This window comes from Microbacterium hydrothermale, from assembly GCF_004854025.1.
GTDB lineage: Bacteria > Actinomycetota > Actinomycetes > Actinomycetales > Microbacteriaceae > Microbacterium > Microbacterium hydrothermale.
Window position 1 is genome coordinate 94,242 of record NZ_STGM01000009.1, and the last position, 20,029, is coordinate 114,270.

The window sequence follows — 20,029 nt, forward strand, 5'->3', positions numbered from 1 at the left end:
GACGGACCTTTCGCGTGATGACACGGAGTGTCTTCACTATAGACGCGATGACACGTGGTGTCGTCACCTAGGATCTCGACATGGCCAGATGGGCACCCGATACCAAGGAGCGCTTGCGCGAAGCCGCGATGCAGCTGTTCACCGAGCGCGGGTTCGAGGCGACGACCGTCCCCGACATCGTCGAGAGGGCCGGGGTCACGCGTCGCACGTTCTTCCGGCACTTCGCCGACAAGCGCGAGGTGTTCTTCTCCGGAGACGAGATCCCGCGGCTCGCTGCGCGCATGCTCGCGGACGCCCCGGCTGACATGTCGCCCTTCTCGATCGCCTGGACCGGACTGCAGGCCCTCGCCGCCGACCGGTTCGAGCCCCGACGCGACGAGATCGCGGCGGCGCGACGCGTCATCGACGCCGAGCCCGCTCTGCGCGAACGGGACCTGCAGAAGCAGGCCGACCTGCGAGCGGTGCTCGTCGAGGGCTACCTCGCGCGCGGCGTCGAGTCCCTGCACGCGCGCGTCGTCGCCGGGGTCGCGGTGGAGTTGTTGCAGACGGCCCTCGAGCGCTGGGCGGCCGATGGGTCAGGCACGCCCCTGCGGGAGCATCTCGAGAGGGTCCGCCGCGAGATGGCGGCTGTCCTGGGCTGACGGGCTGCCCGCCGTTCGCCCCGTACGCCGGTGCGCCGGCCCTGCGCCGCACACACCACAGCCCCACCCGCGCCACCCCGCCGCCGGTGTCGGCGGTCGGGGATAGCCTGGAACGCGTGACCAGCACCCTCCGCCTCGACCGGCCGGGCTGGCGCACCTGGACGCTGTGGATCGTCGGCGTCCTCGCGTACGTCGTGTCGATCGTCAACCGCACCTCGCTGTCCGCGGTGGGAGTGGATGCCGCCGTGCGCTTCGGCGCCGACGCGTCGGCGCTGTCGATGTTCGCCGTCATCCAGCTCTTCGTCTACGGCGCGATGCAGATCCCCGTCGGCCTCCTCCTCGACCGGTTCGGCGCGCGCCCGATGATCGCGATCGGCATGGTGCTGATGGCGGTGGGCCAGCTCGTGATGGCCTTCGCGGATGCTGTGGGGATCGGCATCCTGGCCCGCGTGCTCATCGGCGCGGGAGACGCCGCCATCTTCCCGAGCGTGCTGCGCGTGATCGCGACGTGGTTCCCGGCGCAGCGGGCGCCGCTGCTCGTTCAGCTCACGGGCATCATCGGCCAGATGGGCCAGATCGTCGCCGTGGTCCCCCTCGCGGCCCTCCTGCACGCGACGAGCTGGAGCGTCGCCTTCGGCAGCGTCGCCGGGCTCGGCGTGCTCTTCGCGGTGCTGACCTTCGCGATCATCCGCAACCGCCCGCCCGAACGCCGAGACGATCCGGTCGACACCTCCGTCGACACGCAGACGGGCGCCATCCGGGTGGTGCGTTCGGCGCCGGATCGGCGGCAGGGGTTCCGCGAGTCGTGGGCGCATCCCGGCACGCGGCTCGGATTCTGGTCGCACTTCGCCACCCCGTTCGCGGGGACCGCGTTCATGCTGCTGTGGGGCTTCCCGTTCCTCACCGCGGGCGAGGGACTCGAGCCGGCGGCCGCGTCGGGGATCATGACGCTGTTCGTGCTGTTCGGTATCGTCAGCGGCCCGGTGATCGGTGCGCTGTCGAGTCGGCATCCGCGTCGACGCTCGCGGTGGCTCGTGCTGCCGACCGTCGTCTTCCAGGCGCTCGTGTGGATCGTCGTCGCCGCCTGGCCGGGGCCCGCCCCGCTGTGGCTGCTCATCGTGCTGATGTTCGCCCTGGCCACCGGGGGCCCGGCGTCGATGATCGCGTTCGACCACGCGCGCACCTTCACGCCCAGCCACCGCCTGAGCACCGCGACCGGCATCGTCAACGGCGGGGGATTCCTCGCCGCCCTGCTGGCCATCCTCTTCATCGGCATCGCGATGGACGTGCAGGGGGCGGGCAGCCCCGAAACCTACTCGCTCGACGCCTTCCGTCTCGCCTTCCTCACGCAGGTGCCGCTGTGGCTGGTGGGCGGGATCGCGATCGCGGTGGAGCGCGGGCGCACCATCCGCCACGTCGGCGGGGTGCTGCCGCGCTGACGGCGTCGGCCCGCGGTGCGAGGATCGAGGGCATGAGCGACATCGACATCCGCCCCCTCGACACCGTCGACGCGATCCACGTGGCCGCGGGGGTGCTCGACCGGGTGTGGGGCGAGAAGGGCACCATGCCGGCGAACATCCTCCGCGCTCTCGAGCACGCCGGCAACTACGTCGTCGGCCTCTACGACGGCGAGGCGATGATCGGGGCATCGGCGGCGTTCTTCGGCCCTCCCGCCGCGCGGTCGATGCACTCGCACATCACCGGTGTCCTGCCCGGTCACCAGGGTCGCGGCCTCGGTCGGCAGCTCAAGAACCACCAGCGCGACTGGGCGCTCGAGCGCGGAGTCGGGCACATCACGTGGACCTTCGACCCGCTCATCCCGCGCAACGCGCACTTCAACCTCGCCGTGCTGGGCGCCCGCGTCACCGACTACCTCGTGAATCAGTACGGCGAGATGGACGACGACGTCAACCGCGGCGACGAGTCCGACCGGCTCCTGGTGTCGTGGGCGCTCGCCGAGCCGCCCGCACCCACCCCGACGGATGCCGCGATCTCGGCCGTCGTGGCCGTGCCCGACGACATCGAGAGTCTGCGCCGCACCGACCCGGCGGCCGCCGCCGACTGGCGCGTGCGCGTGCGGGAGGAGCTGCGGGGGCACCTGGCATCCGGTCGCCGGATCGGCGGGTTCGACCGACGCGGATACCTGATCGTGGAGTGAGCGCATCGCCGTGCGGGCCGCCGAGCCGGCACGACGACGCGACGACTCACTGCTCGGTGACCGGCTGGTCCTTCTCCGCAGCCGGGTCGCCCTGTCCCGGCCCCGGACGCACCGCCGCATCGTCGCGCACGTCGATGCGCGTGACGCCGTCGTGCTCGGTCACGTCGAAGCGCGGAGCCGCGTCCTCTTCGGTGGCCTTCGGCGCGCTCGTGAGCTGGTCGTGACGGTTCTCTTCGAAGCTGTTCTCGTCGCTCATGGCGCTGTACTCACTCCTCGCCGGCCGAGCGCCAGGCGTCGCTGTCCATGTGCGAGCCCGCCTGGGGGCCCATCTGCAGCATCCCGCCGTCGACGACCCAGCTCGCGCCGGTGACGTACGAGCCCGAGGGCGAGGCGAGGAAGCGGATGACGTCGGCGATCTCCTCCGGCTTGCCCGGGCGACCGAGGGGGATGCCGGGGCGGTGGATGCGATCGGCGTCCTCGGCCGACATGTCGTTGATGGGAGTCGCGATCTCCCCCGGGGCGACGGCGTTCGCGGTGATGCCGTACTGGCCGAGCTCGAGGGCCATCGTCTTGATGAGACCGCCGACGCCGTGCTTCGCGGCGACGTAGGGGGCCGAACCGACGCGGGGCTGGTGCTCGTGCACGCTCGAGACGACGATGAGGCGCCCGCCGTTGCCGGCCGCCACCATCCGCTTCGCCGCGGTGTGCAGAGCGAGAAAGGCTCCGTCGAGGTTGAGGGAGATGTCGGTGCGCCACGTGTCGAAGTCGAGGTCGAGGAACGAGCCCCCGATCCCGCCGCCGGCGTTGTTGACGAAGACGTCGAGGCCGCCGAGCTCGTCGGCCATGGCGTTCACGGCATCCGGGACCGCGTCGAAGTCGGTCGCGTCGAACTGCGCGACGATCGCGCGCACGCCGCGCTCGCGCACGGCGGCGGCGGTCTCCTCGGCGCCGTCCTGGTCGGAGTGGTAGGTGACCGCGACGTCCATTCCGGCGTCGGCGAGGGCGAGGGCGGTGGCCGCGCCGATGCCCGAGTCGGAGCCGGTGACGATCGCGTGGCGGGGGGTGAAGTCGTCGCTCATGCGGGTGACGCTACGCGCGCGGGGCGGCGGCCTCGGCGGCCTTGCCACGGCCGGGCGCGGGCGTTACGGTCGCGGGCCGGCCGGCTGCGGCGCGGGCCGGACCCGCCGGGCGCGGCCGGAGCCGCCGGGCGCGGGCGGGAGCCGCCGCGCGCGGGCCGGACCCGCCGGCCGACCGACTCCGGCTCGGCGGGTCGGGGCGGGGCGGGCCGGCGTGCACAACTCCTGCAATTTCCCGTGGCCGGGCGCGGGTCCTCCCGCTCCGCGCCCGTTCTGCAGGAGTTGTGCCGGGGCGCCGCGACACGACGCAGGAGATCCGTTCGGTCGCCCGGGCTGCGGGGCCGTGTGCCGGGGCCCGACGACCGCGTCTCCTGCGTGGTGTCCGCCGCTCCCGATACCCTCCCCCCATGCCTCTCCTGCAGCCCGCCCCTGTCGTGACCCTGGATGCCGTCGAACTGCGCGTGCTGCACCTGCCGCTCGTGTCGCCCTTCACCACGTCGTTCGGCACCGAGACCGTGCGCGAGGTCATCGTCGTCGCCGCCGAGACGAGCGACGGCCGCGGGTGGGGGGAGGTCGTGACCTCGGCCGAGCCCTTCTACTCCAGCGAGTACACGCAGGGAGCGTGGGACGTGCTCACGCGGTTCCTCGCCCCGGCCCTGCTCGAGCGCCGCACGCTCGCGCCCGAGGAGGTCGGCGGCATCCTGGGTCGCGTCGTCGGTCACCGCATGGCCAAGGCGGGGCTCGAGCTCGCGGTGCTCGACGCGGCCCTGCGATCCGAGGGGCGCAGTCTCGGTCAGTACCTCGGCGCCGCGACGGACCGTGTGCCGTCCGGGGTCTCGGTCGGCATCCAGCGCGACCCGGCGGCCCTCGTCGACGCCGTCGGCGCTTACCTCGGCGAGGGCTACGTGCGCATCAAGATCAAGATCAAGCCGGGGCGCGACATCGACGACACGGCCGCCGTCCGCGACGCCTTCGGAGCGATCCCGCTGCAGGTCGACGCGAATTCGGCCTACACGCTCCAGGATGCCGATACCCTGGCCGAACTGGACCGCTTCGACCTCCTGCTCATCGAGCAGCCGCTGCAGGAAGACGACCTCGTCGATCATGCGACGCTCGCGACGCGCCTTCGCACGCCGGTGTGCCTCGACGAGTCGATCGTCTCGGACAAGGCCGCCGCCGACGCGCTCGCCCTCGGCTCCGCGGCGATCATCAACATCAAGGCCGGCCGGGTCGGCGGCTACCTCGAGGCCGTCGCGATCCACGACCGCGCCGTCGCCGCGGGCGTCCCGGTGTGGTGCGGGGGCATGCTCGAGACCGGGATCGGTCGGGCCGCCAACGCAGCTCTCGCCGCGCTCCCCGGGTTCACGCTGCCGGGCGACATCTCGGCATCCGCACGCTTCTACACCCGCGACATCGTCACCGAGCCCGCCGTGATCGAGGACGGACACGTGCGCGTGCCCACCGGGCCCGGCCTCGGCGTCGAGATCGACGCGGCGGCGCTCGAGGATTTCACCGTGCGCCGCGAGCGGATCACGCGATGAGCGGCGGGCGTGCGGGGCTGTCCGAGACCGACGGCGACGACGTCCCCTGGGGGCGGCCGAGCGTCGACGGCATCCCGGTCCCCCCGTTCGCGGATGCCGCGGCGCACCGCACCTACCTGCGTACGCTGCAGACCTTCCTGCTGCTCCTCGACCGCGACGAGCCGTCGGCCGCGACGATCGCGCTGGCCGCCGCGCTCGAGGCGGAGCTCACCCAGGCTCCGCGCGAGGCGCCGACGCGCCTGTCGCCGCTGGCGCTGCGGGTCAGCCTGTCGACCTTCTTCCCGGCCCCGTGGACGCCCGAGGCGCTCGCTGCGGCGCTGAACGGCTTCGGCTACGGCACGCCCGTCCGCGGTCGGGGCGGGTGGTCCTGGGGCGGGGACCCCGACTACGCCGCGCGCCCCACCCGGCAGGGCTGGGAGATCGAGCGGCACGAGCGCGGCTCGTTCAGTCACGCGACGCTCGCGCACGAGGACGACCTCGTGCTGCTGTGGATGGACATGTTCCGCAACCGCTTCCCGTATCCGATCGCGCACGTCGCCGACCCCGCGGCGCCGGCCCCCGGCTCCCTCGCGGACGCCGCCCGCGCCACCCTGGCCGCCCACGCCACGAACGTCGCGATGCCGTATCTGCAGAACTGGATCCGCGAGCGCGATGAGGCGCGAGACGGAGAGCCGGGCGAGGCGGGGCCGCTTCGATAAACTGGATGCCGCGCCCTCGCGCTCGATCCCCACAGCTTTCCCGACCATTGGAGCCACCGTGGCCGAACAGTCCCGCCTCGACAAGGTCATCGCCCTCGCCCGCCATCGCGGTTTCGTGTTCCAGGCCGGTGAGATCTACGGCGGCTCGCGTTCCGCCTGGGACTACGGCCCCCTCGGCACCGAGCTGAAGGAGAACATCCGACGCCAGTGGTGGCAGACCTTCGTCCGCGGCCGCGGCGACATGGTCGGCCTCGACTCGAGCATCATCCTCCCCAAGCGCGTGTGGGAGGCCTCGGGTCACGTCGCCACCTTCACCGACCCGCTCGTGGAGTGCCTCAGCTGCCACAAGCGCTTCCGCGCCGACACCCTCATCGAGGACTTCGAGGCCCGCAAGAACCGCAAGGCCGAGAACGGTCTCGCCGACATCCCCTGCCCCAACTGCGGCACGAAGGGGCAGTACACCGAGCCGAAGTCGTTCTCGGGCTTGGTCAAGACCTACCTCGGCGTCGTCGACGACGAATCGGGCCTGTACTTCCTGCGTCCCGAGACCGCGCAGGGCATCTTCGTGAACTTCTCGAACGTGCTCACGGCATCCCGTCGCAAGCCCCCGTTCGGCGTCGGCCAGGTCGGCAAGGCGTTCCGCAACGAGATCACGCCCGGAAACTTCATCTTCCGCACGCGCGAGTTCGAGCAGATGGAGATCGAGTACTTCACCCCGCCGGCCGAGGCGAACGAGTGGTTCGAGCACTGGGTCGAGGCGTGCTGGAACTGGTTCATCGAGCTCGGCATCGACCCCGAGAACATGAAGCGCTTCGACGTCCCCGAAGACGACCGGGCGCACTACTCCGCCGGCACGATCGACGTCGAGTACCGCTTCGGGTTCCCGGGCAAGGAGTGGGGCGAGCTCATGGGCGTCGCCAACCGCACCGACTACGACCTCAAGAGCCACTCCGAGGCGTCGGGCCAGTCGCTCACGTTCTTCGACCAGGCGTCGGGCGAGAAGTACACGCCGTACGTGATCGAGCCGTCGTTCGGTCTGACCCGCGCGATGATGGCGTTCCTCGTCGACGCGTACCGCGAAGAAGAGGTGCCCAACGCCAAGGGCGGCACCGACACCCGCACGGTGCTCAAGCTCGACCCGCGCCTCGCGCCCGTCAAGGTCGCCGTGCTGCCGCTGTCGCGCAACGAGCGCCTCTCGCCGCTGGCCCGCGAGACCGCCGACACGCTGCGCGCCGCCGGCTGGAACATCGACTTCGACGACGCCGGCGCGATCGGTCGCCGTTACCGCCGGCAGGACGAGATCGGCACGCCGTTCTGCGTCACGGTCGACTTCGACTCGCTCGACGACAACGCCGTGACCGTGCGCGACCGCGACACCATGGGCCAGGAGCGCATCGGCCTCGACGCGCTCCACGGCTACCTCGCGGAGCGCCTGCGCGGCGCCTGATATCCGGTCTCCGTCATTCCCGGGCGTCGCCCGCCGTTCTCGGCGTCCCCGCCCCGTCGCGCTCCCCGTCTGTGCGCGAGACCGCATGCGGCTGACGAATCGGCGACATTCTGCAACCGACTCGTCAGCCGGATGCCGTCTCGCGGTCCGAAACGGCCCGGAGCGACCCCGGCGGCGACCCGCGGCAGCGCCGTGACAGCGCCGTGACAGCGCCCCACCCGGCGTGACAGCGCCGCGACAGGGCACGCGGCGCATCCTGGCGTCATGACCACCTCATCCACCCGCTCTCCCGCGGTCCGAGCCGAAGGGCTCGTCAAGACGTTCGGCTCCAACCGGGCCGTCGACGGCGTCGATCTCGTCGTCGAAGCCGGCACGGTCTACGGCGTGCTCGGCCCCAACGGCGCCGGCAAGACCACCACCATCAGCATGCTCACGACGCTCCTGCGTCCCGATGGCGGCAGGGCCGAGATCTTCGGCCACGACGTCGCCCGCGAGCCGCACGTCGTGCGCCAGCTCATCGGCCTGACCGGGCAGTTCGCCTCGGTCGACGAGAAGCTCTCGGCCACCGAGAACCTCCTCATCTTCGGTCGCCTGCTGGGCCTCTCGCGCGGCGACGCCCGCCGCAAGGCGACGGAGCTCCTCGAGGAGTTCGGCCTCACCGAGGCGGCATCCCGTCCCCTCGCGAAGTTCTCCGGCGGCATGCGGCGACGTCTCGACCTCGCGGCCTCCCTCATCGCGCAGCCGCCGCTCATCTTCCTCGACGAGCCGACCACGGGTCTGGACCCCCGCACCCGCGGACAGATGTGGGACACGATCCGCCGGCTCGTGGCATCCGGATCCACCGTCGTGCTCACCACGCAATACCTCGACGAGGCCGACCAGCTCGCCGACCGCATCGCCGTGATCGACCGCGGGCGCGTCGTCGCCGAGGGCACGGCGCTCGCGCTCAAGGCCTCGGTCGGTCAGGCCTCGCTCGTCCTCCGCCTACAGCCCGGCTCCGACCTCGACGTCGCCCGCGCCACGGTGGGACGGGTGCTGGATGCCGCGGCCATCGTGTCTCCGGAGGCGGCGCGCCTCACCGTGCCGATGTCCGACCCCGACCGGGTCACCGACCTGCTCGTGGCCTTCCGCGAGGCGGGCGTGCACCTGAGCGAGTTCAGCGTGCAGCAGCCCACCCTCGACGAGGTCTTCCTCACCCTCACCGGCTCGGGTGTCCCGAGCGACGACAGCACGAACGACACACCCGCGCAAGAGAGCGCCGGCGCCCTGGAAGGAGCCCGCTCATGAGCGCCCTCACCCTCGAGCGCGATCTGCCCCGCACCGCGGGCCTCGCGCAGACCCTGCAGAACACGATCACGATGGCCGGTCGCGGCCTGCTGAAGATCCGCCGCACGCCCGAGCAGCTGATCGACGTCACCGTGCAGCCGATCCTGTTCACCCTGATGTTCACGTACATCTTCGGCGGGGCGATCGCGGGAGACGTGCAGAGCTACCTGCCGATCATCATCCCGGGCATCCTCGTGCAGACCGTCATCACGACCTCGGTCGTCACCGGCACGCAGCTGCGCGAAGACATGGACAAGGGCGTGTTCGACCGCTTCCGGTCGCTGCCGATCGCGCGCATCGCCCCGCTCTCGGGCGCGCTGCTCGCCGATACGGTGCGCTACGCGATCGCGACGACGCTCACCTTCACGATGGGCTGGATCATGGGCTTCCGGCCCGAGGGCGGCCTCTGGGCCGTCGTCGCCGCGGGGCTGCTCGTCATCGCGTGCTCGTGGGCGATCAGCTGGATCTTCGCCTTCTTCGGCGTCATCGCCCGCAGCGCGTCGAGCGTGCAGGGGATCTCGATGATCGTCCTGTTCCCCCTGACGTTCCTCTCCAACGCTTTCGTCCCGGCGAACACGATGCCGTCGTGGCTGCAGTGGTTCGTCGACGTCAACCCGGTCTCGCACCTCGTCACCGCGGTGCGCGACCTCGTCAACTCCGGCACCCTCGGCTCCGACGCGGTCGTCTCGCTCATCGGGGCGGCGGTCATCGTGGCGGTCTTCGCCCCGCTCACGGTGCGCGCCTACATGCGCAAGGCCTAGTCGAGCAGAGCGAGCAGGGTCGCGGCATGCACGTCCGCAAGGGCGGAACGGATGCCGCGAGCGGGCGCCGGGGTCACCTCGGCGCCCGTTCGCGCCATGCGCGCGCGCACCCACACGGCGAACGGATCGCGCTCGTCGGCCGCCCCGCGCACCGCGTGAGCGCGGGAGAGCGCCTCGGCGGCGCGCTCGGACCGTCCCTCGGCGGCGTTCCATCCGGCCACGGTCACCAGGACGGTCGCGATGATCGGGTGGTCGCGCGACTCCACGGCGCGGGCGAGGCCGCGGCGCAGCGACGCTCGGGCGTCGTCGGGTCGGTCCTGCAGCAGCAGGGCCTGCGCGCGCAGGGCATCGACCCACGCGAGGAACTGATCCGGGATGCCGGGCTGCCCCTCGAGCCCCACCCGGTCGATCTCGCTCAGGGCGGCGGCTCCGTCGCCGTCGGCGATCTCGACGTGGGTCGCCGTCATACGCGCCTGCGCGAGCGCCCGCACGGAGCCGTCCGCCGCGGCGGCGCGGTCGATCGCGGCCGCGCGCTCCCGGGCCGCAGCCAGCCGGCCGAGTCGGAGCAGGATGCCGACGGCCTGCGCCTCCTGCTGCAGGAGGTCGGGCACCGAGGTCAGCCCGCGGATCGCCGCGCCGGAACGGTCGATCACCGCGAGGGCCTCGTCGAGCCGGTCGGCCAGCACGAGCCACTCCGAGCGCAGCTGGCTGGCGAAGCCGGTGCCCCACGCGTCGCCGAGACGCTCGAACATCTCCAGCGCCCGGGCGCTCTCGACGCCGAGCGCGTCCATGTCCCCCGCGTTCTGGGCGGCGCCGGCCCGCAGGGCGTGCAGGATCGCCCGGGTCCACGGGGGCGCCTCGGCGAGTTCCGCGTCGGTCACGTCGACGTGCCAGGTGCGCACGGCCTCGCCCTCGTCGCTGTGCAGGACCGTCTCCGCCAGGCGGAGCAGGGGAGCGACCAGGGCGGTGATCTCGGACGGATGCCGCGTGGCGGCGTCCTCGAGCCGGGCGCGCCGCGCAGCGAAGGATGCCGCGGGGAGGGTCGAGGTGCGCCCGGGCTCGGGGAACGCGGCGGCGAAGAGCGCCACCGCCTCGAGCACGACGCTCGGCTCGTCATCGAGGGGAGCGTCCGGGTCGGCGAACGTCGTGATCCCGCGGCGGAGGTCGTCGCTGCGCTCGCGCACGGCCCAGGGCCAGAAGAGGGTGCGGAGCAGGCGCACCCCGCCGGGGCGGTCGGCGGCATCCGCGCGCGTACGCAGGGCGGCGGCGAGGTTCTCGTCGTTCGCGTCGAACCACGCGAGGGCGTCGCGCAGGCCCGGGCCACGCGAGTGGGTCTCGCGCGCGGAGGCGAGATCGGTGAGCACGTCGGCCGCACGAGCGCGGAAGGCCTGCTCCGTCCCCTCGCCGCGGAGGCGGTCGAGACCGTACTCGCGCACCGTCTCGAGCATGCGGAAGCGCCCCTCGCGCCGGGTGAGGAGCGAGCGATCGACCAGGGCGTCGAAGGCGTCGGCATCCGCGTCGAACGCCGCCGCGACGGCCGGAGCGTCCGCGGTGCCGATGCCGTCGGGGAAGACCGCGGCGACCCTCAGGGCGATGCGCTCCCCCTCGGTGAGGGTGTCCCAGCTCCAGTCGATGAGCGCCCGCAGTGTGCGGTGCCGCTCGGAGCTGAGCCGCGGACCGTTCGACAGCAGGGCGAAGCGGTCGTCGAGCCCCGCATCGATCTCGGCGAGCGTCAGCGTGCGCGCTCGCGCGGCGGCGAGCTCGATCGCGAGCGGCAGCCCGTCGAGACGACGCACGATGCGCTCGGCTGTCGCGCGCTCGTCGTCGTCCGGAACGCGCCCGCGCGCGGAGCGCACCCGCGTGGCGAACAGCGTCTCGGCGTCAGTGGTGGGGAGCGGGCCGAGGTCGACGAAGGCTTCGCCCGAAATGCCGAGCGGCTCGCGACTCGTGGCGAGCACGCGCACTCCGGGGCTCATGCCGAGCAGGTGCAGGGCGGCCTCGGCGGCCTCGCGGATGACGTGCTCGCAGTTGTCGAGCACGATCACCACGCGCCGTCCCGTCACGGCCTCCGCGACGCGATCGGCGGCGGAGACGGTGGCCCCGCCGGTGTCGGGGAGGCGGATGCGCCGGCCCACGGCGCCCGCGATGGCCGTCCACACGTCCGCGGCGGCGGCCGGCGCCAGCTCGACCACGATGGAGTCGGCGACCGCGCGGGCGGTCTCGACCGCGAGGGTGGTCTTGCCCGCGCCGCCGGCGCCCAGCACGGTGACCAGGCGGTCGGTCTCGAGGCGCTCGCGGATCGCGTGGAGTTCGTCGGTGCGACCGATCAGCGCGCCGAGGGAGACGACGGGCGTCGGCGCGTTTGCTGCGGGGGCGGGCGGTGCGGGGGCGGGCGCGGTGGGGGCGGGCGTCGGCTCGGTGGGCATCGCGGCGAGTTTCTCCGCGTGACCTCGGTCTTCGAGCAGGTCGCGCACGAGCCAGTCGAAGCCGTCCGAGGGCGTCCAGACCTCGCCGGTCCACAGTGCGAGTGCCTCTCGGGCGAGCGCGGGATCGGCGGTTGAGCGCGCCCGCGCGACGAGGTCCTGGAAGCGGGTGATGTCGACGTCGTCGCGCGACAGCGCGAGCCGGTACCCGCCGGGATCGGATGCGACGACGCCGGGCGGGAGCGACCGGCGCAGGCGCGACACGAGGGACTGCAGCGCCGCACGGGGGTCGTCGGGCCCGTCGAGACCCCACACGTCCTCGGCGAGCGCGCGATAACCGACGGTGGTGCCTGCATCGACGGCGAGACGCAGGAGCAGCGCCTGCTGCCCGCGCCCGGGCACGACATGGACGTCACCGGCCCCACCGCCGGCACCGTCACCGCCCGACGACACGGCCAGGCCGCCGAAGAACCTCACCCGCACGGTGTCCACCCTAGGTCGCGGCGCGTTCGGGGGCCGCGCGTCGGGGGTGGGGGGGAGGGGTCTGTGGACATTCCGCGGCGCTGTCGGCGGGTTTCGCTAGCCTGGGGCGACGACCGACGCCGAGGGGGCACGATGACGGACGCGGCGAACGGGGCACTCCGAGCGGGGATGGCGTGGCCGGCGCAGCCGGGCATCCTGACCGACACCACCCGGTGCCCGTCGTGCTTCACGACGATCTCCGCCACGCCATGCACGGCGTGCGGCCTCGACCTCACCGACGTGCGCACCGCGCGCGTGCTGGAGCTGTCCCACCGCATCGTGGAACTGAGCGACCAGCGCGCCGACGTGCTGCTGCGCATCCATTCGGATGCCGCCCCTGCCCCTGCCCCTGCCCCTGCCCCTGCCCCTGCGCCCGCCGCCGGCCGCGCGCCTGCCGGCGATCCCGCGTTCACCGTCGATCCCGCGTCTGCCGCCGATTCCGCGTTCGCCGCGGATCCCGCGCCTGCCGCCGATCCCGTGTTCGCCGCGGATCCCGCGCCTGCCGCCGATCCCGTGTTCGCCGCCGACCCCGCGCCGGTGACGACACCCGGCTGGGCGCCGCCGAGCCCGTCGCTCGTCGCCGACGGTGGGGGAGTGCACCTCGCGGACGCACCCGTCGCGCAGAGCCCGGCGGGCGGCGTTGCTTCCGTCCCGGTCGCCCCGGTCGCCCCGGTCGTCCCGGGTGCTCCGGGTGCTCCGGACGAGGGGACGTCCGGGGGCGTTCCCCTGTCAGGGGCTGTCGCTGCGGAGCCCGCGGCGCCGGCCGGTGCGGTTCCCCCGTTCGGGGCCGGGGCGCCGGTCGGTCCGGGAGCGCCCGCTGCCGACGCGGCCGGTCCCGCCAAGCCGCGACGGTCGGGCGTGCAGGTGTTCCTGCTCTCGGCGGGCGTCGTGCTGCTCGCGGTGGCGGCGGCGTTCTTCCTGACCGTGGCGTGGGTGGCCGGAGGACTCGTTCTCCGTTCGGTCGTGGTCGCGGTGGCCACCGCGGGTGTCGTCGTCACGGCATCCGTTCTCCGTCGTCGCGGTCTCGCCGCCACGGCCGAGGGCATCGCCCTGCTCGGGATCGCGCTCATCGCGCTCGACGTCTGGGCCGTGCGCGCCAACGACCTCGCCGGGGCCGCCGGGGTGGGCGCGCGTGTCTACTGGGGCCTCGCGGCCCTCGTCGCCGGGCTCGCGTTCGTGGGATGGGCCCGACTCTCGCGACTGCGCTCGCCGCTGTCGGTCGGCGTGGTCGCGCTCGTGCTCGGTCCGGCGTCGGTGGCCGCCGGGATCGCCGGCGACGATGCCGCAGCCGCCTGGTGCGCCGCGGCGGTGACCACTCTCGCCGTGGCGCTCGCCGCGCCGCTCCTGCCCCGACTGGCCCGACCGGACGTGGGCTCCCTGCGCGTCGAGACGGCGGTCGTCCGCGGTCTCGCCGCGGTCGGCGCCGTCGTCGGGCTCACCGCCGCCCTCGTGCGCGACCCGGGCGCCGCCTGGGCGCCCGTCGCCGCCGCCCTTCCCCTCGCGATCCTCGTCGCCGCGCACGCCGCGATCGCCGCGCGCCGGGGCGAGAGCGCGACGGCGAGCGTGGCCGCCCCTCTCGCGGTCGTTCTGCTGGGAGCCGGGGTCGCGGCGACCGCGACACGAATGACGGATCCGACCGTCGCCGTCACGGTTCCGCTGCTCGTGGCGACCGTGGTCGCCCTGGGCCTCGACGTCGCCCGGTCCCGGGCGCGCGCGGGATCCGGGCGCACCGCGCTGTCCGCTGCCGCGCTCGCGGCGGGGGTCGCGGCGGCGCTCGCTGCTCTCCCTCCCCTCGGGTGGGCCCTGCTCGCCTGGGTCGCCCCATTCGGCGGCATCGGTCGCGTGTTCGGGAGATCGGCGTTCGCGGTCGACGTTCCGGATGCCACCAGCTCCGCATCCGTCCTGGCTCTCGCGGCCGCGGTCGTCCTCGCCGCGTTTGCCTGGCGGTGGGGCGGGCGATGGGTGGCACGTCGCCCCGCCCTGCTCTGGGCCGTCGCCGTCGCGGCCCTGCTGGCGGGGCCGCAGCTGCGCGTGATCGGCGCGGTCGTGCTGTGGAACCTGGCTCTCGCCGTCGCCGCCCTGTGGCTGCTCCGCCGCCGGCGTGGGCTCGTCGCCGTCGCCATCGCCACTGCCGGCGGCCTCGTCGCCGTGACGGTCGGCTGGGTGCTGTCGTTCAGTTCGCCGCTGACCTGGGCGGTGGCGACGGTGGTCGTCGCGGCGCTGCTGTGGGCTGCGGCACCCCTCGCCGCGGCGACCCGCGTCCCCGCCGTCGTGGCCTTCGCGCTCTTCCTGCCGCTCAGCGCCGTGCTCGTGCCCTCCGCGGTGCAGAGCGGTCTCGGGGTATGGCTTGACGACCCGCACCCCCTCACGGCGGGGGCGGCCGTGGCGACGGTGCTGCTCGCCGTCGCGGTGCTGCTCGCGCGCTCGACGACGCGCCTGATCCCCGCGCAGCGGGGGGCCATGGCGCTGACGGGGCTCCTCCTCGTCGTCTGCCTCGGCTTCCCCGCGCTCGTCTGGGCGCGCGGCGGCGTCGCGGCGACGGGCTGGCTCGTGGCCATCGGTGTCGTCACCGTCGTCTCGGCCGGGGCGATCGTGACCCGTCGGACGTCGGCCGATGCGGGGATCGTCCGCCCGGTCGCCGCGGTCCTCGTGCCGATCATCGTGGCCGCGACGGTGCTCACCGGGGTGCGCGAGCTCGACCCGACCCCCTTCACCCGCAGCGTGCTCCTGGCATCGGTCGGCGTGGTGTGCGCCGCCATCGCGCTGTGGCGGCTGCGCACCGACCGCCTCACACGCGGACTCTTCGACGCGGGAGCCGTCGCCGTCGGGGCGGCGGCGGTGGTCTCCGCCGTCTTCACCGCGGGCGTGGCCCTGCCGTTGCTCCTGCTCGCCGTCATCGTGCTCATCCAGGCGGTCGAGGCCGACGGGCTCTTCTCCTCGCGGGGTGCACGCCGCCACCTCGTCTGGCCGGCTCTCGCGGTCGCGGCGATCGCGCTGTGGACGCAGCTGACCACGCAGAGGGTCGAGACGGTCGAGGCCTTCACCGTCCCGGTCGCGGTGGCGCTGCTCGCGATCGCCGCCGCCGAAGAACGAGCGCGTCGCCGTCTCCCCGCGCGTCCGGCCGCGGCGCCCGCTGTCATCGCGTTCGCCGGGGTCGCGCTGGCGGTGATCCCCACGGCCACGGCCGCGGGCGATGACGCCGTGCGGGCCGTGGTGTCGATCGCCGTCGGCGCGACGCTCGCGGTCGTCGGCGCCTGGGTGAGGCCGCCTCGCACGCCCGATGCGCTGCCGCTCGCCGTCGCGGCGGCGGGGGCCGCGGGACTCGTCGTCGCGCTCGGGGCGTGTCTGATCGGGGCGTCCGTGCGCGGTGACGCCGCCGGAGGCGTGCTCGACGCGACCGTGGGGATCGTGACGGTGAGCCTGCTCGCCGCAGCGGCCGGTGTCTCCCGGCGGGAGCCGACGTGGTCGCGAGCGGTCGCCGGCGGCGTGGTCATCGCGGGCGTCGTGGTGTTCGCCCTCGGGGAGACGGTGCTCATCGGCCTCGGCGAGGGGCCCGTCGCGCGCGCCGTCGTAGCGATGCTGCTGCTCGGAGGGGCGGGCGCGGTGGCGCTTCGCAGCGAGGGACTCGCGCGCATCGTGCCGGGAGCCGAACCCGCCGTGACGGGATTCACAGCGTTGGGAGGCACGGCTCTGCTGGCCGTGGTCGGAGTCGGCGCGGGCGTGCGTCCGATCGAGGCGGTGACGCTGCCTCTCGCCCTCGCCCTCCTGGCGACCGGCGTGCCCGGCCGGGCCGACGCGGTGATCCTCCCGCACCGCGTCCTCGTCGCGGCGGGTCTGGCCGTCGGCCTGCTCCCCTCCGCACTGCTCGTCTCCGACGACCTCGGTCGCACGTTCGCCGTGCTGGTCGTCACCGGAGCGTTGACGATCGTCTCGGCGCTGCGGTCGCCGTCACGCCTCGCACCCCTCGTGACCCCGGTCTTCGCCGTCTCGGCCGCTGCACTCGTGCTGGCGGGCGTCCTCCGATCCTTCGCCGACCTCGACCGCCCGATCTTCGACCTGTGGGTGCCGCTGGTCATGCTGCCGCTGTCGGTGGCGGCGGTGCTGCGTCGCCAGGGCAGAACGGCACCGGTGTGGCTCGCCACCGTCGCGGCATCCGTCGCCCTCGCCGTCTTCGCGCTGACGACGGTCGCGCGCGTCATCGTGACGCCCGACGAGGGCACCATCCGGGCATCGATCACCGTGGCGGTGGTGGTGGGCGTCGGTGCCGCGTGGCGCGGGGTCGGTGAACGCTCCCTCGCGGCCGTGGGCCTCGGACTCGGCGCGATCGTCGCGCTGGGCGGAGCGGCCCTCGGCGTGGTCGACCCGATCGAGTCGGTCACGGTGCCGCTCGCGATCGGCGCGCTGATCGTCGGGTCGCGCGCGATGCGCGTCCGCGAGACGCTGGGCAGCTGGCTCGCACTGGGCGCGCCGCTCGTCCTCCTGCTCGTGCCCTCGCTGCTCTTCGACTTCGGCGGCGCCAACGCGCTGTGGCGGATCATCGCCCTCGGGGTCGTCGCCCTGGCCACCCTGCTGCTCGGCGTCCGCTTCCGCCTGCAGGCGCCGGTGCTCCTCGGCGGCGTCGTGCTGATCGTGCACGCGGTCGCGCAACTGTGGCCCTGGATCGCCTCGATCTACGAGAGCGTCTCGGGGCTGTGGTGGCTGTGGATCGGCGTCGCCGGTGCGCTCCTCGTCACGATCGCGGCGACCTATGAGCGCCGGCTGCGCGAACTGAAGGCCGTGGGGCTCGCAATCCGCGCCCTGCGGTGACCTCGTACGTGATGAGCCGCGACGGATGCCGGCGGTCACCGTCCCGCCGGGCCGGGCGCCGTCAGCGGGAACCCTTCGCGGGCAGCGACGCGACGCTCGGTCGGACTTCAGCTCCGAGACTCCTTCGCCGCAGCCTTCGCGGCGCGCTTGTGTTCGCGCACCTTCGCCAGCGACTCGGGGCTGACGATGTCGGCGACCGAGCGGAACGAGCCCTCCTCGCCGTACGGAGCGGAGGCCTCGCGCCACCCGGCTCCGTCGAAGCCGCACTGTTTGCCGAGCAGCGCGAGGAAGATCTTCGCCTTCTGCTCGCCGAACCCGGGCAGCGCCTTCAGGCGCGTGAGCACGGTCTTTCCGTCGGGGTCGTCGCTCGTCCACAGGCGCTCGGCCTCGCCGTCCCAATCCTTCTCGATCGCCGCGCAGAGCGCCTGCACGCGCCCCGCCATCGATCCCGGGTAGCGGTGCACGGCGGGCGACTGCGAGAACGCGGCGGCGAACTCCTCGGGGTCCGCGTGCGCGATCGCGGCGGCATCCATCGATCCGGTGCGCTCCCGGATCTTCAGCGGACCCGCGAAAGCCGTCTCCATCGCGACCTGCTGGTCGAGCAGCATGCCGATCAGCAGGGCGAGCGGGTTGCTCGACAGCAGCTCGTCGGCGGCGGGGTCGTCGGTGATGCGCAGGCTCATGCCCTCATTCTTCCGCGAACGCCGACGAGCGGGGCGAATGCCCGGGCATCGCCGCGCGGCCCCCGCCCCGACTCGCCCCGGCCCGCCTCGGCTGACCGAGACGGCATCTCACTGACAGATCGGCGGCGCCGCGCAGCGGGGATTGCCAGGGAGATGCAGTCTCGCGTTCCGCGAGGCCCGGCACCCCGCGAGCCCCACGCCCCGCGAGCCCCGACCCCCAAGGCCCGACGGCGCCGCAGCGCACCCGCCGTCAGGCGGGGTCGGCGATCCACTTGCGGGCGAAGGGCACGGCATCCATCTCACGCAGATCCTCGGTGGCCTCGCTGATCTGCACCTCGAAGTGGGCGACGCTTCCGGGCTTCAGCCTCTTCACGAGGGAGCCGTCGACGCGACGGATCACGGTCTGCGTCACCGAGGGAGCGTCGTCTTCGATGTGCAGCAGGCCCAACGCGAAGGTCGCCACCCAGCGCAGTGCATTGCCTTGGCGGGGTTCCCCCGCGACCACGTAGACCTCGGATGCCGGTGTGCTCACGGCCCCATCCTGCCCGAGCCGCGGCGCGCGCTCCGTCGTACGCGACGCGATCGCCCGCGGGGTCTCAGCCGGCGTCGGCGATGTCGCGACGCACGGCGGATGCCGCCGGGTCGGTGACCTCGATGCCGAAGAGCGCCGACAGGGCGTCGATGTACTCGTCGGCGCGGCCGGTCTCGGCCAGCTCGTGCGCCCGCGTGGTCGGGGTGTGCAGCAGCACGCCGACGAGGTGGCGCAGGGCCTGCTCGGTCTGACCGCCCTCGTCACCGCGGGCGCGCACGCGGGCGACCTCGGCGTCGAGCACGCCGAAGACGTGGGCGCGCAGGGCGACGACGGCGGGGGTGATGTTCTTGCGCTCGCCCACGGAGGCGAAGCGGCGGGCGGCGTCGCGCACGAGGTCGCGCGCCGCGTCGGTGGCCTGCAGCTCCTCGAGCGGGGCGTGCAGGCGGATGGTCTCGAGGTCGAGCAGGTCGACGCCCGGGACGGTCGCGACGTCGGGGTCGACGTTGCGGGGGAGGCCGAGGTCGATCACGAGGCGGCGGCCGGCGTGGTCGACCGGGCATCCGGAGGCGGTGGCCTCGGCGCCCGTACGGCCCGCGGCGAAGGTGGCGGCGCTGACGACGTGGTGCTCGCTGGTCGTGCAGGTGATGACGAGATCGGCGTGGGCCACGGCGCTCGGGAACGTCTCGGCCGAGACGGCGCGCAGGCCGTGCTTCGCCGCGAACTTCGCCGCGCGACCCGAGGGGGAGTGCACCGAGATGTCTTCGGCTCCCTGGTCGCGGAGGGCGGCGACCGTGGCGGCGGCGTAGGCCCCGGTGCCCACGAGCAGCACGCGCTGGGTCGACCAGTCGGCGATTCGGCTGTCGGCGAGCTCGAGCCCGAGGCGCACGAGCGAGCGGCCCGCGCGACCGATCGCCGTGGAGTTCTTCACGCCGCGCTGCGCCTCGGACGCGCGCTGGAAGAGGCGCTCGAGTTCGGCGGAGGTGGTGCCGAGCTGACGCGACTCGGTGAGGGCGCGGCGCACCTGGCCGGCGATCTCGCCCTCGCCCACGACCACGGACTCGAGGCCCGACGCGACCGAGAACAGGTGTTCGGCGACGTCGTCTCCGCCGAGGACGGTGTACGACCCCTCCAGCTCGGCGGCCGGCACGCCCGTGGCGGCCTCGATGGCGCTGAGGGTCGCGTCGACGCCCAGGGCGACGGCGGCGGTGACGGGTTCGTCCATGTCGACGTACGCCTCGAAGCGGTTACACGTGGCGACGACCACAGCGCCCTGGACCAGCTCGGCGTTCGCGGCGATCAAGGGAGCGACGGGGGTGCGGGGTACGCTGAGGCGCTCGAGGAGCTCGAAGGACGCGGTCTTGTGACTCGCGCTGACGCACAGCAACACGCTCCTATTCTACGCCCGGGTCCCTCGG

The 20,029-nt window shown here is 73.6% G+C and carries 15 protein-coding genes; 9 read left to right on the forward strand and 6 right to left on the reverse strand.

All coding sequences use genetic code 11. The features are described from left to right. The first annotated feature begins 80 nt into the window (after window positions 1-80). From FB047_RS15225 to FB047_RS15235, 3 genes are all read left to right on the forward strand, one after another. Window positions 81-641, forward strand: coding sequence for a TetR family transcriptional regulator (locus FB047_RS15225; RefSeq protein ID WP_136588052.1), 561 nt, complete (start codon window positions 81-83; stop codon window positions 639-641). Window positions 642-757: 116 nt separating this feature from the next. After that, entirely contained in the window at window positions 758-2,080 is a 1,323-nt protein-coding gene (locus FB047_RS15230) for an MFS transporter (RefSeq protein WP_136588053.1), read from the forward strand. A 32-nt stretch (window positions 2,081-2,112) separates the two neighbouring features. Then, window positions 2,113-2,799, forward strand: a complete 687-nt coding sequence (locus FB047_RS15235) for a GNAT family N-acetyltransferase (protein ID WP_136588054.1) — start codon at window positions 2,113-2,115, stop codon at window positions 2,797-2,799. Between the two features lie 46 nt (window positions 2,800-2,845). Here the strand turns inward: FB047_RS15235 and FB047_RS15240 are convergent, their stop codons facing one another. Both FB047_RS15240 and FB047_RS15245 read right to left on the reverse strand, forming a co-directional pair. After that, window positions 2,846-3,055, reverse strand: a complete 210-nt coding sequence (locus FB047_RS15240) for a multidrug transporter (RefSeq protein WP_136588055.1) — start codon at window positions 3,053-3,055, stop codon at window positions 2,846-2,848. A 10-nt stretch (window positions 3,056-3,065) separates the two neighbouring features. Then, window positions 3,066-3,878 (reverse strand): SDR family oxidoreductase, encoded by an 813-nt coding sequence (locus tag FB047_RS15245; RefSeq protein ID WP_136588056.1) that lies wholly within the window; start codon window positions 3,876-3,878, stop codon window positions 3,066-3,068. A gap of 404 nt (window positions 3,879-4,282) precedes the next feature. Here FB047_RS15245 and menC point away from each other — a divergent pair, with 404 nt between their 5' ends. The 5 genes from menC (at window position 4,283) to FB047_RS15270 (ending at window position 9,648) form a co-directional block, all read left to right on the forward strand. Continuing rightward, complete coding sequence (gene menC / locus FB047_RS15250; protein ID WP_136588057.1) at window positions 4,283-5,416, forward strand: o-succinylbenzoate synthase; 1,134 nt, start codon at window positions 4,283-4,285, stop codon at window positions 5,414-5,416. Further along, window positions 5,413-6,114: a hypothetical protein gene (locus FB047_RS15255; RefSeq protein ID WP_136588058.1), complete on the forward strand. Its 702-nt coding sequence runs from the start codon at window positions 5,413-5,415 to the stop codon at window positions 6,112-6,114. Before menC ends, FB047_RS15255 begins: the two co-directional genes overlap by 4 nt. Window positions 6,115-6,172: 58 nt before the next feature. Further along, window positions 6,173-7,561 carry a glycine--tRNA ligase gene (locus tag FB047_RS15260; protein ID WP_076672936.1) on the forward strand — a complete coding sequence of 463 codons (1,389 nt, stop codon included), beginning with the start codon at window positions 6,173-6,175 and terminating at the stop codon, window positions 7,559-7,561. Window positions 7,562-7,825: 264 nt separating this feature from the next. After that, window positions 7,826-8,848: an ATP-binding cassette domain-containing protein gene (locus FB047_RS15265; RefSeq protein WP_136588059.1), complete on the forward strand. Its 1,023-nt coding sequence runs from the start codon at window positions 7,826-7,828 to the stop codon at window positions 8,846-8,848. After that, a complete protein-coding gene (locus tag FB047_RS15270) occupies window positions 8,845-9,648 on the forward strand; it encodes an ABC transporter permease (RefSeq protein WP_136588060.1) in 804 nt (267 codons plus the stop codon). Before FB047_RS15265 ends, FB047_RS15270 begins: the two co-directional genes overlap by 4 nt. On the opposite strand, the gene FB047_RS15275 is transcribed toward FB047_RS15270, so the two are convergent. Beyond that, window positions 9,645-12,554, reverse strand: coding sequence for an ATP-binding protein (locus FB047_RS15275; RefSeq protein WP_136588061.1), 2,910 nt, complete (start codon window positions 12,552-12,554; stop codon window positions 9,645-9,647). The genes FB047_RS15270 and FB047_RS15275 overlap by 4 nt on opposite strands. 132 nt (window positions 12,555-12,686) lie before the next feature. Here FB047_RS15275 and FB047_RS15285 point away from each other — a divergent pair, with 132 nt between their 5' ends. Then, a complete protein-coding gene (locus FB047_RS15285; RefSeq protein ID WP_167494260.1) occupies window positions 12,687-17,399 on the forward strand; it encodes an SCO7613 C-terminal domain-containing membrane protein in 4,713 nt (1,570 codons plus the stop codon). Window positions 17,400-17,506: 107 nt separating this feature from the next. Here the strand turns inward: FB047_RS15285 and FB047_RS15290 are convergent, their stop codons facing one another. The 3 genes from FB047_RS15290 to FB047_RS15300 form a co-directional block, all read right to left on the reverse strand. Next, window positions 17,507-18,082, reverse strand: a complete 576-nt coding sequence (locus FB047_RS15290) for an HhH-GPD-type base excision DNA repair protein (protein ID WP_136588064.1) — start codon at window positions 18,080-18,082, stop codon at window positions 17,507-17,509. Window positions 18,083-18,332: 250 nt separating this feature from the next. Continuing rightward, a complete protein-coding gene (locus FB047_RS15295; protein ID WP_136588065.1) occupies window positions 18,333-18,614 on the reverse strand; it encodes a hypothetical protein in 282 nt (93 codons plus the stop codon). A gap of 64 nt (window positions 18,615-18,678) precedes the next feature. Next, window positions 18,679-20,001 carry a glutamyl-tRNA reductase gene (locus FB047_RS15300; protein WP_136588066.1) on the reverse strand — a complete coding sequence of 441 codons (1,323 nt, stop codon included), beginning with the start codon at window positions 19,999-20,001 and terminating at the stop codon, window positions 18,679-18,681. Window positions 20,002-20,029 lie beyond the last annotated feature (28 nt).

Excerpts from the sequence above, each read along its gene's own strand:
- FB047_RS15225 (WP_136588052.1), top strand. The coding sequence starts at position 81 with ATGGCCAGATGGGCACCCGATACCAAGGAGCGCTTGCGCGAAGCCGCG.
- FB047_RS15235 (WP_136588054.1), top strand. The coding sequence starts at position 2,113 with ATGAGCGACATCGACATCCGCCCCCTCGACACCGTCGACGCGATCCAC.
- FB047_RS15240 (WP_136588055.1), bottom strand. The coding sequence starts at position 3,055 with ATGAGCGACGAGAACAGCTTCGAAGAGAACCGTCACGACCAGCTCACG.
- FB047_RS15245 (WP_136588056.1), bottom strand. The coding sequence starts at position 3,878 with ATGAGCGACGACTTCACCCCCCGCCACGCGATCGTCACCGGCTCCGAC.
- menC (WP_136588057.1), top strand. The coding sequence starts at position 4,283 with ATGCCTCTCCTGCAGCCCGCCCCTGTCGTGACCCTGGATGCCGTCGAA.
- FB047_RS15255 (WP_136588058.1), top strand. The coding sequence starts at position 5,413 with ATGAGCGGCGGGCGTGCGGGGCTGTCCGAGACCGACGGCGACGACGTC.
- FB047_RS15265 (WP_136588059.1), top strand. The coding sequence starts at position 7,826 with ATGACCACCTCATCCACCCGCTCTCCCGCGGTCCGAGCCGAAGGGCTC.
- FB047_RS15270 (WP_136588060.1), top strand. The coding sequence starts at position 8,845 with ATGAGCGCCCTCACCCTCGAGCGCGATCTGCCCCGCACCGCGGGCCTC.
- FB047_RS15285 (WP_167494260.1), top strand. The coding sequence starts at position 12,687 with ATGACGGACGCGGCGAACGGGGCACTCCGAGCGGGGATGGCGTGGCCG.
- FB047_RS15290 (WP_136588064.1), bottom strand. The coding sequence starts at position 18,082 with ATGAGCCTGCGCATCACCGACGACCCCGCCGCCGACGAGCTGCTGTCG.